Below are 14,648 nucleotides of genomic sequence, written 5' to 3' on the forward strand. Positions count from 1 at the left end.
TGCTATTTATGCAGATCGCCCGTCATCCGGTTGACCGTGTTGAAAAATGCATCCATGGCAAATGGCTTGACCAGTACTTCCATGTTCGGCGGAAGCGCTTCCTTGCCGATGACGGATTGTTCCGCGTACCCGGTGATGAACAATACCTTGAGATCAGGACGGAATTGCCGCGCCGCATTGGCAAGCTGGCGGCCATTCATGCCGCCCGGCAGGCCGATATCAGTGACGAGCAGGTCGATCTGCGGTGTGCTCTCGATTGCAGCCATCCCTTCCTGTGCGTTCGATGCGGCCAGCGGCGCATACCCAAGATGTTCCAGCATGTCGGTGAGCAGGTCGCGGAGCGCGGGTTCATCGTCGACCACCAGGACGGTCAACTGCTTGTCAGTTGCACGGGGAATCGCTTCCGCCAGGATGTCGGGAGCGGCTGCCTCGCCGGTCGCGTGCCGCGGCAGGTAGAGCTTGATGGTCGTTCCCATGCCGATCCGGGAATCGATGGTGACATAGCCGTCCGACTGTTTCATGAAGCCGTGCACCATGGATAGTCCAAGTCCGGTGCCTTCGCCGAAGGGCTTGGTGGTGAAGAACGGCTCGAATGCGTGTTCGATCACCTCGGGCGTCATGCCGGTGCCGGTATCCGTCACGCTCAGCAGTACGTAATCCCCCGCCTGCACATGCGACCCGAGAACGGCTTCTGCTTCCCGCGCCGGCATGTTCTTCGTCCTGATGGTGATTTTGCCGCCGTCCGGCATGGCGTCGCGGGCATTGATCGACAGGTTCAGCAGGGCGTTCTCGAGCTGGTGCTGGTCGCACAGCGTCCACCAGAGCGCCGGCTCGACATGGGCCTCCACGGCGATGTTCGGACCGACGGTGCGCCGGATCAGCTCCTGCATCGATTGCACCAGCAGGGTCACATCCACGGGCTTGGGAACCAGCGTCTGGCGCCGGGCGAAAGCAAGAAGGCGATGCGTCAGTGCGGCGGCGCGCCGGGTCGACGACATGGCCGCATCCAGGTGCTGTCCCAGGTGTGCGGTCTGGTTCAGGCTGATACGCAGGCGCATCAGGTCGAGGTTGCCCATGATGCCCGCCAGCAGATTGTTGAAGTCGTGCGCGATGCCGCCGGTCAATTGCCCGATGGCCTCCATCTTCTGGGCCTGCCGCAATGCCTCTTCGGTCTGGCGCAGTGCCTCTATCTGGATGCGCTCGTTCGTCACGTCGCGCCCGACCAGGTACAGCAACTGGCCCTCCGGCGTTGCGGTCCAGGACAGCCATCGGTACGTGCCGTCCTTGTGACGGCTGCGCATGTCGTAACGGCTGATCGGCTGCCCGTCCGCCAGCCGTTCCATGATCTGCGCCAATTCAATTGACTGCTCGGGATGCGCGAGCGATGTGAAGGGCATTGCCTGCATGTCTTCTTCGGTCCAGCCCATGATGCTGGTGAAAGCGGGATTGCAGGACAGGAAATACCCCTGCACCGAGGCAACCGCCAATATGTCCTGGGACGTGCGCCAGATCCTGTCGCGTTCGAGCGTACGCTCGGCAATGCGTATTTCCAGGATCTCGTTCAGGCGCTTGAACGCGAGCTCCGCATCCTCGGCTTTTTTCTTCGCCAGCCGCAATTCCTCCTCATAGGTCCGCCTGCCGCGTGCATCCAGCAGCGTCGTTCTGATGAGACGGGGTGCTCCGGCGCTGTCGCGCTTGAGCTTGGAGTTGAGAAGAATGGGAATGCGCTTGCCGCCTTCGCACAGCAGCTCGAATGCCAGTTCCTTGACGAACCCCTGCATGATCAGCAACGGCCCGAAGTGCGTGTCGTAGAAGACCCTGCCGGCAACGGGCAGCAGTTCCTGGAAGCGTTTCTTTCCCAGCAGGGTGTCGCGGCTGTATCCGGTCCATTCGAGGAAGGTCGTGTTGACCTTGATGATGGTTCCATCCGGGAGCGTCGACAGGTATCCGCAGGGCGCCTCCTCATACAGTTCGTTGATATCTTCTTCAAACGGGCTGCCAGGCGACGGATTGTTTCCAGGGTCCGGCATAAATGTCATTTGTGCTGAAGATATTTCTTGATTTCAGTGACGGTTTCTTCCGGCGCGCTCAGGTTGGGGCAATGCCCGGTCGCCTTCAACTGCACGAAACTGCTGTTTCGCATCCGCGCATGCATATGCCGGCCCACTGCTTCGGGTGCGATGACGTCGTCGGCGCATTGCATGATCAGTGACGGCACCTGCAGTTTCGGCAATTCATCCCGCAGGTCGGAGAGAAAAGTCGTTCGGGCAAAATGCCCGGCGATCACCGGGTCGGTCCGGCAGAAGCTGTTTTCCAGTTCGCCGGCAAGCGAGGGCTGGTCCGCATTGCCCATGATCGCCGGCGCCATGGCGCTCGACCAGCCGAGATAATTGGTATCGAGGAATTCGAGCATCTGGTCGATATCGCTGCGTTCGAAACCGCCGGTGTAGTCGCCATCGTTGATATAGCTGGGAGAGGGGCCCACGAGCACCAGCCTGTCGAACAGTTCGGGCGCTTCGATCGCGGCCAGCACGCCGATCATGGCGCTCACGGAATGACCCACGAAGATGGCTCCGGTACTTTGCACTGCACGCAATATCTCGTTGATGTCCTGTGCGTAACCATGCAGGGTACTGTATTTTTCCGCATCGAATTGCGAGAGGTCGGAACCGCCCGCGCCGACATTGTCGAATACGACAACCCTGTAGTCGTCCTCGAACGCGGGAGCGACGAACCGCCACATGTTGTGGTCGCAGCCGAACCCGTGTGCGAAGAGCATGGTTTGCGTACCCTTGCCCGACACCTTTACGTTGTTTCTCCTGAATATCGATATCTGCGCTTCACCAGTCATGGATGCTCCCGTCGGAATGGATTCGGTTGACGCCATGCGTAATGCATGGTGCGTGTTGCTGAAGAATTGATGATCCGATCCCGATCCAAAGGGTTCGCGAGACGAAGCATCAGCCGAGCCGATGCTCCCGTCGTATCGAACGACAATGTCAAGGTCAGAAGTGATGACGCATTCATAAGTTCCCGGTTTCGTTCCGGTCGGACTTTGTTTTGCAAACGAAAAATGGGCTGCACATCAATGCGAATCGGCAACCCGGCAAACCGCGCCGGAGTGTCGACGGTTTCAGGTCAGGCCGATTTGCCACCCTTTCGATGTGCCTTCGGCTTCGGTCTGGTGGCGGCGTCATTACGGCCAGTGAACTCGCGGTTGCCTCTGGGCGATGACTTGTCGCCGGCATTCTTTTCGCTCACCCTTCTGTCGCCGCCTTTCTTCGGCGCGGAAAACGGCACCTTGTCCCTTGCAGAAGCGCGGTCCGCCGGCTTCTGTCCATCGGCGCTGGAAAGGCGCAATTGCTGTCCGGCGACGACGACGGTCTGCAACTGATCGAATACCTCCTTCGGCATGCCTTCCGGCAGATCGAGCAGGCTGAAATCGTCGAAGATCTCGATGCGGCCGATATATTTCGCCTCCAGCCCCGCTTCGTTGGCGATCGCGCCCACGATGTTCGCCGGCTTGACGCCGTGCGCATGACCGACTTCGATGCGGTAGGGCTGCATGCCGACATTCGATTTACGGTCCGCCTTGTCCTTGCGTGCAGGTTTGTCGGCATGATCGCCAGTATCGTCGCCGGTCCTCTTGTCCGCCGCATGTGCCTTGCCGAAGGTCCGCTTTCCCTCATTTGCCGGCGGCTCGCCTTCGCGGCTGATGTGCAGCTGCCGGCCCGCAACCCATACCGTCTTGAGTTGATGGAGCACCTCGTCCGGCATGCTGTCCGGGAGATCGACGGTGCTGTAGTCATCGTAGATTTCGATCCGGCCGATGTACTTCGAATCCAGCCCTGCTTCATTGGCGATGGCGCCCACGACATTGCCCGGCTTGACGCCATGCGTATGGCCGACTTCAATGCGGAAAGTCTGCATTCCGGCATCCGGCGGGCGCGCAACCCGTTCCTTGCGCGGCGAAGCCGGGCGCTCGGCGAAATCCTTGCGCTCCATGCGTTCGGACCGTCCCGCCGGTCCAGGCCGGTCGTCGGACCAGGAACGTTCGGCCTGCGGTTCGCGCTTGTTTTTCTCCAGCAGCAGCGGCATATCGCCGCGCGCCAGCTTTGCCAGGGCGGCGGCGATCTCAAGTGCCGGAACATTATGCTCGCGCTCATAGTCTTCGATCAGCGACTGGAACACCTCCAGGCCGCCGGAAGCAAGGGCGTCGCTGATCTGGTCCTTGAACTTCGCGATGCGCACATCGTTGACGGCCTGGATAGTCGGCAATTCCAGCATCGATATCGGCTGGCGGGTGGCGCGCTCGATGGCCTTGAGAAGATTTTTTTCGCGCGGCGCGATGAACAGGATCGCTTCGCCGCTGCGACCGGCGCGGCCGGTACGGCCGATGCGATGCGTATAGCTCTCCGGATCGTGCGGCACGTCGTAGTTGATCACATGGCTGATGCGCTCCACATCCAGCCCGCGTGCCGCCACATCCGTCGCCACCAGGATATCGATCTTGCCGTCCTTGAGCTGCTGGATGGTCCGTTCGCGCTGCTGCTGCACGATATCGCCGTTGATCGCGGCAGCCGAAAATCCGCGCGCCTGCAATTTCCCCGCCAGTTCCTCTGTGGCCAGTTTCGTCCGCGCGAAGATGATCATGCCGTCGAAGGATTCCGCTTCGAGGATGCGTGTCAGCGCATCGAGCTTATGCATGCCGCTGACCAGCCAGTATCGCTGGCGGATATTGTCGGCGGTGCCCGTCTTGGCTGCGATGGTGACCTCGGCGGGATCGCGAAGATAGGTCTGGGCAATGCGCTTGATCGCCGACGGCATGGTCGCGGAGAAGAGGGCGGTCTGCCGTGATGCCGGGGTTTTTTGCAGGATGGTCTCGACATCGTCGATGAATCCCATGCGCAGCATCTCGTCCGCCTCATCGAGCACCAGGGTCTTGATTTTCGAGAGGTCGAGCGAATTCTTTTCCAGGTGATCGATTACACGTCCCGGCGTGCCGACGACGACATGCACGCCGCGCCGCAGCGCGCTCAGTTGCGGACCGTAGCTCTGGCCGCCGTAGATCGGCAGCACATGAAAACCGGGGATGTAGGTGGCATAGCGTTGAAACGCTTCCGCCACCTGGATGGCGAGTTCGCGGGTCGGTGCCAGTACCAGCGCTTGCGGTGCGCTTTGGCGGATATCGATGCGGCCGAGGATTGGCAGCGCGAAGGCCGCCGTCTTGCCGGTACCGGTCTGCGCCTGCCCGAGCACGTCGCGGTTGCTTAGCAGAATGGGAATGGTGGCGGCCTGGATCGGCGACGGCGTTTCATAACCGAGTTCATTGAGCACCCGCAGCAGCGGTTCGCTCAGATTCAGCTCGGAAAAAAGGGGAAAGGATGATTCGGACATGGCTTGCTCACAGGATTTTTTCCGCGAATTGCGAAAAGATTTTGACAGAGTTTACTCTCTTGCCGAGTGAGGGTGAAAAATCACGTTGCTGCTGCGACCGCTAAAACTTGTCCAGCGACACTGCGCCGTTCCATTCCTCATCCAGCGATTCTTCAGCAGCGGCGGCTGCAACACGCTGGAGCAGGCGTATTGCAGCCAGGTCGCCGGGCTTCCGGGCAAGTATCTGCTCAAACGCCCTGGTGCTTTCTTCCCATCGCCTGGACCGGAATGCATCGATCGCCCGGCTGCTCAGCTCGCACAATGCGGCATCGTCGCAGGGCGTGAATACACCGACCGGTTCCGTCTTGCCCTTGACGATCACTACATCGAGATGGCGCAGGCGATGACGGTCGGAGAGGCGCGACACCGTCTCGTCGGAAATCAGGATAGAGGAGCCGAACGCCTTGTTGGCCCCTTCAAGGCGGGCGGCGAGGTTGACCGCGTCGCCGATGGCGGTATAGGAAAAGCGCGATTCCGATCCGACATTGCCGACCACCACCTTGCCGGTATGAACGCCGATGCGCATCGCGATCTCGGGAAGACCCCGGGCGCGGAGGCGCTGCATCAGGTTTTCCATCGCGGCCAGCATATCGACCGCCGCGTCGACCGCATGCTGCGCATGGGCGTCGTCGGCCAGCGGCGCTCCCCAGAATGCCATGATGGCGTCGCCGATGAATTTATCGACCGTGCCGCCGTCGCGGTGAATGATCGGCGTCATGGCGTTGAAATACTCGGTCAGGACTTCGACGGTCTGCTCCGCGCTCAGCTGCTCCGACATCGTGGTGAAGTTCGCGAGATCGGTAAACATCAGGGTCACTTCGCGCACCTCGCCGCCGAGCCGCAGCATCTCCGGCTGCTCGACCAGTTTTGCCACCACCTGCGACGGAACGTACTGCGAGAACATCGTCCTGATCTGCATTGCGCGCCTGCGTGCCAGCGCATAGCTCATCAGCCCGGACACGCCATAGGCGGCGATGATCGCGGCCACCGGAAACAGCGGCGGCAGCCAGCGCTTCCCATGGACGAACAGCAGCAGCGATACCAGGATCACCGTCGCGATCATTGTCAGCGCCAGCGCGGCCGTCGTGGCGGGATGCGCATTCGAGACGCTGTACAGCAGCAGGAGGACCAGCAGCAGTGTGACGGCGATGATGGGCCCGTCGGGCACCGGTTGCAACCCGCCGCCGGTAAGCTGGTTGCTCAGCAGGTTGGCCTGCACCTCGACGCCGGGGAAGAGCCGGTCGCCGGCATCGATGACCGCGAAGGGTGAATTGAACATATCGACCTGCGAGTTTCGCAGCTCGCTCGCCGTGCGCACCGAGCGGCCGACCAGCACGATCTTGTCCTTGAAGTATCCGGGCGGCAGCAGACCCGGCACCAGCGCCTGATAGTAGGACAGGGTATCGAAGGTGCCGCGCGGCCCGGCGTATTCGATCATGTTCGCCGGCGTGCCGGCGTCCGCGGGAACCAGGCGTCCCATGTGCAAGGCGCCAAGCGCCGCAAGGCGCGATGCGAAGCCGTCGTCGCGCCATTCATGCCAGCGCACCACGAAGTCATCGTCCGGCACGACGCCTGCGAAGCCGGCGATCGCCCCGGCGTCGAGGAGCGACCGGATGGGACGAACATCGGTCCAGATGGTCGCATTGCCGCTTTCGACCATCTCACGCGATGCGGCGAGCACCACCTTGCCCGAGCCGGCGATCGCTTTCGCCAGCGCCTCGTCGTCGTCCTTCTTCGACGGCTCGGCGAACACCACGTCGAAACCGACCGCTGCCGCGCCGTCGGCAAGCACCCGTTCGATCACCCTTGCGTGGAAACGCCGCGGAAAGGGCCACTGCGTCTGCAGTTCCTGGAAGGTCGGTTCATCGATCGCGAGGATCACGACCGGCACCGGTGCGACGCGCGGCGCGGTGACCGAGGTGTAGAAATCGAAGGTCTTGAACTCCATCGCGTGCCACGGCCGGCCGAGCGACAGGGCCCAGACGAGCAGCACGGCAAGCAGCCCGGCGGCGAACTGGAGACCGTGCTTTTTCATGTTGCGGATCGATGGTTGTCGCAGGCGGCGGGCACGAGACCTCTAGAAACGGTAACGCACATCGATCGTGTATCGCGCGGTCTGCCGGGGCGACTTCTTACCCCACAGGTTCAGCGCTGCGAAGCCGACCGTCCAGCGCTTCTCGGGCGACTCCCACATGGCGAGCAGGTCGCCGCTCCAGCTTGCCGGCAGGGCGGTGAGATTCTGCTGTTCCTCGAAACGCTCCGACCGGTAGACCATGCGTCCGCTCAGGTAGAGCCCGTTGGGACCGGCCCAGGTGGTGCCGACCACGAAGGTATGGCGCGGCACGAACGGTATTCGCTTGCCGGTCACCTGTCCGGACGGTTCGTCGCTGCTGTCGTAGAAACTGGACGTCTGCTGGTGATGGTATTTCAGGTAACCGGACCAGTCCTGCCGGAATATGCGATTGATGCCGGCGGAAAGGCTGCGCAGCGTGCCGCGCTCGAAATCCGGCGATTCCTCCAGCACATCGACGGTCGACAGGTTCAGGGTCTGGGCATTGCGCAATTGTTCGAGGAAGGGCAGGCTGGGCGTGCGCAGGTCGACCCCCAATGTACCCGGATTGTTGACCCGCGCATGGTCGGCCTTGAAGGTGAGGAAGGTCCGATCGTTCGCGGTCCAGCCCACCTGCGCGACACTGCGCTTCATCCGGCCGCCGGCCTGCACAAGACGGTCCTCGACGGGAATGCCGGCGGTTTCGACGTTGTTCAATGTACCGACGCTGGATGGCCGCAGCCAGTCCTGGTAGGCGGCGCGCACGATGACGTTGTCGTTGGGACGCAGCACGATGCCGAGGCGCGGGGTGACGCGGTTGCGGGTTTCATCCTTGCTTTCCGCGACGGTTTCGTCGATTTCGGTTAGCTGTGTGAGAATCCGGGTGCTTCCATCCACCTTTTCACGGACGCGATTGAACACCAGTGCGCCATCGAATGCGACCTGCTTCGAAAGCTCGTGTTGAGTGGAAAGCGTCAGCGCGGAGAAACGGCGGTCGATGCGATTCGACCCGCCAAATACCAGCAGGTCCTCGAACAGCATGTCCGGGTCCTCGGGAAACGTTCCTGCGATAAGACCTGCCGCGCCGACCTCGTTGTATTGCGATTCCTTCACATGCTCCAGTCCGATGGATATCCGCGTCCTGGCATTGATGTCGGCGGTATGCCGCAGCTGGATATCGTTGAATTTCTTGTCCGGTGCACCCGCGAGGCCCAGCAAACCGACCATGCCGTTCTGAATGAACACGGTAGGTAAGTTGGAGAACGACATTTTTTCCTTCGCATTGCCGACCATGAACCAGGTCTGGGAGGTTGGCGACCACCGATACGACAAGCCGATGGCGTTTTGGCGCGTGACGTAGTCGGCCGTGCTGGAAAGGTTGTCGCCTTCCACCTCGAACAGGTTATTGCGGCCGCGAAGCTTGGCATCGAAATCGTTGTGGTAGGCGAATATACCGAGGCTGTCCGTCAGCTTGGTGCCAAGACCGGCGGTCGTCACGTTCGCCCGTACATCAAAGGCGTCTCCGTCAAGGACCAGTTTCGGCAGGTCCGGTGCGCCGACCGGGATCGGCATCTGGTGTCCGATGGCCCGCTGATGCTGCAGGAAATACGCGACCGGCGCGACCGAATTGTTGAGCCCGTTGACTGTCAGCGACGGCGTGGCAAGGCGCGCGAATTCCTTGTCGTACACCATATCAACCGCACCATAATTTCCGGACCGCTGCAGCAGCGTGGAAAAACGGTTGCTGGCGCCGAAGGCCAGCGGATCGGTCAGGAAGCCCTGGAACAGTTTCGAGTTCTTGTTGAACTCGCCGGCATAGCGGTCGGCAAGGAAAAGGTGGCTGCCGCCCCAGTAGGGGTAATCGCTTTGCTGCGCGATTTCCAGCGCCCAATCCTCCAGCCCGAAATACGCCAGCGAGGCGCCGAGGTTGGCGCTGCCCTTCTGGTCGTTGGCGAGCTGGTTAAGCGACTTCAGGTAGGGCAGGCGTTTCACTGCGTCGCGCGATGCCTGCACCGCTTCGCCGGGCCGCGACAGGTCGGTATAAATCTGCGACAGCAGCATGTACGGGACCGGGTCCTTGTCGTCCAGTTCGCTTGCCTGCAGCAGGGTCGATATCGCATCCTGACGGCGGCCGAGCTGGTAGTAGGCAACGGCGGTGTAAGTCTTGGCCCGCGCATAGCGCGGCTCCATGACGCCGGCGCGCAGGAAGGCGTCGAGCGCCGCGTCGGGCTGGCCCTGTTTCAACCGCAGCAGACCTTGCGCGGTGAGTGCGAGGTAATCGGACGGGTTCTGCGACAAGGCTTCGGCGAGCGTCTTCTCGGCATCGGCGAAGCGGTTGATGAAGGTATCGAGCATGCCGAGCTCGCCGCGGTAGCCGGCGCCGCGCGGATTCAGTTCCAGCGCTTTCGTCAGGTTGTCGCGGGCGGGCGTGGTGTCCTCGCGCTCGGTATGCGCACTGCCGAGGCCGAACCATCCTCGGTCGTCGTCCGGCGCGAGCCGTGTCGCCTGCGCGTAGGCGCCCACCGTGCCGTCGGCATCGCCCTTGCGCCGCGCGATTTCGCCCCGCGCGAGCTGCAGGTTGATGTTGTCGATTTCGCGTGCCTGCGCCAGCGTGCGTTCGCTTTCCTCGACCCGGTCGCTCAGGAGCTGCACTCGGGCCAGCTGGGACAGCAGGTCGACATTTCCGGGCAAGCGTTGCAGGCCCTTTTGCAACACTGCCGCCGCGCCGTCCATGTCGCCGGTCACCATGCCGATATCCGACAACAGCAAATATGCTGCGGCGGGACGATCGCCTTCCTGCGCGAGCAGGCCGGTCAATTGCGTGCGCGCACCGGTCAGATCGCCGGACAGGATGCGGCCGGCGGCGGAGAGGATGACGGACCAGGTCCGGTCGGCCGCATTGGCCAGCGCGGATTCGGCCTTGGCGACATCGCCTTTTGCCAGCGCGTCCCTCACCGGCGCCAGACGCGCCGGCAGATCTGAAGTCCGGATATGACGCAACGGATCGGCGGTGAGGGCATTCACCCACTGCACACGGTCACGCGGATTGGAAAGCAGGATCTTGACCGGCGCCTTGCCCACTTCGGCGATGGCGGCTTCGTTCTTCGTCACGGTGACGCTGCCCTGGGCATTGAAAAAGTCCACCGTCCCCGACAGCACGGTCAGCATGGTCTTGCCGGCCGGGTCGACATCGAGTTCCCAGTCGGTGCCGCGGATCGCCGCGGTGGCGGCGGGAGATTCGAGATTCAGCCGGCTGTCCGACGCGCGCTTGCTCTGCATCCAGGCACGGCCGACCGACAGGGTGAGGGTCGTGACCGGTTGCGCAGGCGTTGCGACGCCCTTGATCTGCAATACGGAATTTTCATGCAGGCGGATCTGCGTCTGGTCGGCGAAGAGGAGTGCCATTTTTGATGCCGTGGCAGTGCGCACGAATGCGCCGGCCGCCAGCGCCTGCCGGATCTGCGCTGCAGTCCATGCGGCGCGCGCATCCTGGCGTTGTTCTCCCTTGCCCTGCAGATCCAGGATTTCGGCGCTCGACCCGGGCGGCATTGCCGCCTGTACCCACACCGGCATGTGCAGCGCTGCCGCCAGCGCAAGCTTTCTCTTCAACTTTGCCACGTGACTTCCCCTGTCCCAGGTTGATGCGGCCCCGACGTCGGTAAGTAAGGGGGGCGGCTATGGGCGTTGTCGTGCCCTGTTGTTTTTATGTTTATTTATTCCGATTTGTTGATACCTTTTCGTTTCTTTTCGGAACCGAAAAGTGTTCGAATTATATAGGGCAAGAATCACAAAAAACCGTCAACGTAGCGCTATTGCTCGCATAAATGCCTGTTATTGCCTGATGCACCTTCGGGTGCTATCTTTTCGTACTTCGGAATGTTGCATCTAGTCAACGTTGACGGTTCATGTTTTCATGCTCCGTTCGCCCGGCGGCGCACACAGAGTCCTGTCTAAAAATAAAGAATTTCGGTCCCTTGGAGAGCAAGCTTCATGAAACACGTGCAATTGATGGACGACGTCCATTTCTACGATCTACTCATGTCCGTGCTTCGCGACCTGTTCGGCGACTTCTGCGAGGATGACCTGGCAAAGCTTCTGCCGCGCCTGCAGACGGTCGAGCTTGCGGCGGGCGATGTGCTGATGCGCCAGGGCGATCCCTCGGACTCGATGTTCATCGTTCTCTCCGGCCGCCTGCGCGCCTATATCGCTTCCGAGGAGGGCGGCACCACGCTCATCGGCGAGCTCGGGCGCGGCGATCCGCTCGGCGAGATGGGCATCATCAGCGGCACGCCACGCCGCGCCAGCATCCAGGCCATCCGGGATTGCGTACTGGTGCGCCTGGCCGCGGAAGATTTCGAGGAAGTGCTGGTCTCCTGGCCGAAGGTCGCGCTGCCGCTGACGCGCAAGCTGCTCGAGCGCCAGGCACGCAGCAACCAGCCGCCGGTCACACAGCGCAAGATCGTCAATCTCTGCGTCCTGCCGATCCATGACTTCAGCGGCGAAGTCGGCCTTGTCTCATCGGTTTGCACTCGCCTGCGCAAGGAGCTTGAAAGCGTCATCGCCCGCGCCGCGCATGGTGCCGGTGCCGCCACCGGCGTCGCGCTGTATCACCCGACGACTCTGCCGGCGGAATTCGCGAACGGGCGCTGGGAAGCCTCGGAGGAATCGCACCGCAAGCTGCTCATGTGGCTGGACACGCAGGAACAGGCGCACGCGATGCAGGTGTTCGTGGCCGATGACGGCGACAGCGCCTGGACGCGGCTCTGCATCCGGCACGCGGACCAGATCCTGCTGCTGGCGGACGCCGACGGCGACGCCGCACCCGGCGGAATCGAACAACGCTATCTCACGCCCGGCAATTACCTCAGCCAGGCCACCCAGACATTGATGCTGCTGCATCCGTCCTCGCGGCGCGCGCCGTCCGGCACCGCGCGCTGGCTGGATGCGCGACCGCATATCGATACCCTCGGCCACTCCCATTACCACCTGCGGCGCAACACCGACGGTGACTGGGCGCGTGTGGCCCGCATCCTCAGCGGCAACGCCGTCGGCCTCGTGCTGGCGGGCGGCGGCGCGCGCGGCTTTTCGCAGATCGGCATCATGCAGGCGCTCGAAGAGCAGGGCATTACCTGGGACTATGCCGGCGGCACCAGCATCGGCGCTGTGATGGCCGCCTACGCGGCGATGGACCTGCCGTCGTCGCAGGTGCAGGCGCTGGCGCGCAAGTCGTTTTCCAAGAACCCGACCGGCGACTTCAACTGGCTGCCGCTGATGTCGATGATGCGCGGACGCCGCCTGCAGCGCGTGATCCGCGACGCGGTCATCGACGTCATGGGCGGCGAGGGCGGTATCGAAGACCTGTGGAAACCGTTCTTCTGCATCGCGTCCAATTATTCGCGCGCCCGCGCCGACATCCTGCACAAGGGACCGCTGGCGCTGATGCTCACCGCCAGCGTGTCGATCCCGGCGGCGCTGCCGCCGGTGCTGTGGAAGGGCGACCTTCTCACGGACGGCGGCACCTTCAACAACTATCCGGTCGACATCATGCGCGAGCTCGGCGCGTCGAAAGTCATTGGCGTCGACCTGCGCCGCGACCGCTACCGGCCGCTGGAATTCGGCCAGATGCCGAGCGCCGAAAGCCTGCTGATCGACCGCATCACCCGCGGCCGCAAGACGCAGCGCTTCCGCGGCATCCCGTCACTGCCGACGGTGGTGTTCAACGTCGCGGCCATGGCCAGCATGGCGCACGACAAGCGCATGCGCGAACTGGTCGACCTGCAGTTCAATCCCGATGTGTCGCGCGTCGGCATGCTGGAATGGGAAGCCTTCGACCGGGTGCTTGATATTGGCTTGAAGCACGGGCGGGAAATGCTTGGGGCGGTGGAGACGGGCGAGCTGCTGGGCGGACTGCAGGCGTTGAGCGGGAATGCTGCAACGGCAACTGCCGGCATCGATACTGGCGTGTCGACCGGTAAGACAGTGCCGGTCCCGCAGACAGCATCATTGTAGAAATGGTCGGTTGTTCAATGCTGCTTTCAAGAGTAATGGCTTTAGCACATTACCAATGGCGCATTCGATAGCATTGCCGTGAACACAAACGATATGTTCGCAAGGATCTCTTCCGGATGCATATGCCGATGACCTGGGGCTTCCTGCTTGCGATCCCGGTGATCGCATAACCCTTACCGCTTTCCTCGTCCAAGATAAATCCACGATAGCAGCGCGGCGATCCCTGCAGCGGAGACCAGGCATCCCAGCGCCGTGACCGAATCAGACGGCAGCCGGGTGATGATGTAGCTGCCTGCCGATCCCGCGCCCATCCTCAGGCAGCTGATCAGCGCGGCCGCCGAGCCGACCAGCAGCGGTGCGGCGCTCAGGCCGCCGATGGTGGCGGTCGGCATCACAAGGCCATTGCCGGCGCCGAAGAGCACCATCGGAATGGCGACCGCCCAGGGGCCGGGCGATGTCCACAGCGACAATCCGACGATCAGCATGCCGGACGCAATGAACAGCACGCAGCCCGCCTCGATCAGCGTTTCCGCTTTCGTATGCAAGGCGATGCGGGTGGTCGTGAAGGTGCCCATCATGAAGCCGAGTGCCGGCATTGCGGCGTAGATGCCGTAGTCGGCGGGGCTGACGTCCATGTGTCCGATGAGCAGTACCGGTGCGCCGGTCTGGTAGGTGAAGAGGCCGACCGCGCCGCACATCACGGGCAGCGTGTACACATGGAACTTGCGCATGCCGAGCAGGCCGACATAGCTGACCAGCATCGACCAATGGCTGTTGACGAAGCGCTTCTGGCTGGGCAGCGTCTCGACGAGCCGCCGCGCAGCGAGGACAAGCAGCGCCATCGCGAACAATGCCACCACGAAAAAATTCGCCCGCCAGCCGAACAGTTCCTGCATGTAGCCGCCGAACAGGGGCGCGAGCATCGGGGAGATGGCGACTGCCATCGATACCTGCGCCGCCGCCTTCGCCGCCACCTGGCCGTTCAATGCATCCTTGACCATCGAGCGCGACAGGACCAGTCCGCCGCTTGCACCGATGCCCTGCAGGAGCCGTGCCGCCAGCAGCATCGGCACGGTTGTCGAGAGCACGGCGGCGACGCTGCCGATGAAGAAGACGGCCAGCATGAGCAGCGCCACCGGCCGCCGGCCGAGGC

Annotated in this window: 7 protein-coding genes; 1 reads left to right on the top strand and 6 read right to left on the bottom strand. The window is 62.5% G+C overall.

Annotated elements, in window-relative coordinates; genetic code table 11:
* Window positions 1-2: 2 nt before the first annotated feature.
* From V7080_RS00545 to V7080_RS00565, 5 genes are all read right to left on the bottom strand, one after another.
* On the bottom strand, window positions 3-2,039 hold the full coding sequence (locus V7080_RS00545) for a hybrid sensor histidine kinase/response regulator (protein ID WP_334186443.1): 2,037 nt from the start codon (window positions 2,037-2,039) through the stop codon (window positions 3-5).
* Window positions 2,036-2,851: an alpha/beta fold hydrolase gene (locus V7080_RS00550; RefSeq protein ID WP_334186444.1), complete on the bottom strand. Its 816-nt coding sequence runs from the start codon at window positions 2,849-2,851 to the stop codon at window positions 2,036-2,038. The genes V7080_RS00545 and V7080_RS00550 overlap by 4 nt, the downstream gene beginning before the upstream one ends.
* Window positions 2,852-3,138: 287 nt before the next feature.
* The gene (locus V7080_RS00555) at window positions 3,139-5,397 is read right to left on the bottom strand and encodes a DEAD/DEAH box helicase (protein ID WP_334186445.1); all 2,259 of its coding nucleotides are present in this window, start codon (window positions 5,395-5,397) and stop codon (window positions 3,139-3,141) included.
* A gap of 100 nt (window positions 5,398-5,497) precedes the next feature.
* Window positions 5,498-7,471, bottom strand: a complete 1,974-nt coding sequence (locus V7080_RS00560) for a CHASE2 domain-containing protein (RefSeq protein ID WP_334186446.1) — start codon at window positions 7,469-7,471, stop codon at window positions 5,498-5,500.
* 42 nt (window positions 7,472-7,513) lie between these two features.
* Entirely contained in the window at window positions 7,514-11,104 is a 3,591-nt protein-coding gene (locus V7080_RS00565) for a TonB-dependent receptor domain-containing protein (RefSeq protein WP_334186447.1), read from the bottom strand.
* A 372-nt stretch (window positions 11,105-11,476) separates the two neighbouring features.
* On the opposite strand from V7080_RS00565, the gene V7080_RS00570 reads away from it, so the two are divergent.
* A complete protein-coding gene (locus tag V7080_RS00570; RefSeq protein ID WP_334186448.1) occupies window positions 11,477-13,495 on the top strand; it encodes a patatin-like phospholipase family protein in 2,019 nt (672 codons plus the stop codon).
* Window positions 13,496-13,668: 173 nt separating this feature from the next.
* Here V7080_RS00570 and V7080_RS00575 read toward each other — a convergent pair.
* Window positions 13,669-14,648 (bottom strand): MFS transporter (locus V7080_RS00575; RefSeq protein ID WP_334186449.1); only part of this gene is annotated, 980 nt, incomplete at its 5' end.

Origin of the sequence: Noviherbaspirillum sp., from assembly GCF_036846085.1 — a bacterium.
Taxonomy (GTDB): domain Bacteria; phylum Pseudomonadota; class Gammaproteobacteria; order Burkholderiales; family Burkholderiaceae_D; genus Noviherbaspirillum.